This is a genomic window from Burkholderia sp. KCJ3K979 (genome assembly GCF_016759955.1).
In the GTDB taxonomy this organism is placed as follows: domain Bacteria; phylum Pseudomonadota; class Gammaproteobacteria; order Burkholderiales; family Burkholderiaceae; genus Burkholderia; species Burkholderia orbicola.
Map to the genome: position 1 here is coordinate 1 of NZ_JACFYV010000453.1, position 672 is coordinate 672.

Here is a 672-nt window from a genome sequence, read left to right on the forward strand (position 1 = left end):
CGACCTCGACCTCGACGGGCCTGTCCTCGGCTAATAGCTCGATCACTTCGCTGTCGACTTCGACTTCGACGGGTCTGTCGTCGGCTAACAGTTCGATCACGTCGCTCTCGACCTCGACTTCGACGGGTCTGTCGTCGGCCAACAGCTCGATCACTTCGCTGTCGACCTCGACCTCGACTGGCCTGTCGTCGGCCAACAGCTCGATCACTTCGCTGTCGACCTCGACCTCGACGGGCCTCTCGTCCGCGAATAGCTCGATCACGTCGCTGTCGACCTCGACCTCGACCGGCCTCTCGTCGGCTAACAGCTCGATCGATTCGCTGTCCACGTCGACCTCGACGGGTCTGTCCTCGGCTAATAGCTCGATCACTTCGCTGTCGACCTCGACCTCGACCGGCCTCTCGTCGGCTAACAGCTCGATCGATTCGCTGTCCACGTCGACCTCGACGGGTCTGTCTTCGGCTAATAGCTCGATCACGTCGCTGTCGACTTCGACTTCGACCGGCCTCTCGTCCGCGAATAGCTCGATCACGTCGCTGTCGACTTCGACTTCGACCGGCCTGTCGTCGGCTAACAGCTCGATCACGTCGCTGTCGACTTCGACTTCGACCGGCCTCTCGTCCGCGAATAGCTCGATCACGTCGCTGTCGACTTCGACTTCGACGGGTCTGT

General features: G+C 61.2%; 1 protein-coding gene. It reads right to left on the reverse strand.

Annotated features, from left to right (window positions below):
* On the reverse strand, nucleotides 1–672 hold a 672-nt coding region (locus tag H3O04_RS35580), incomplete at both ends, for a hypothetical protein (protein WP_202589538.1).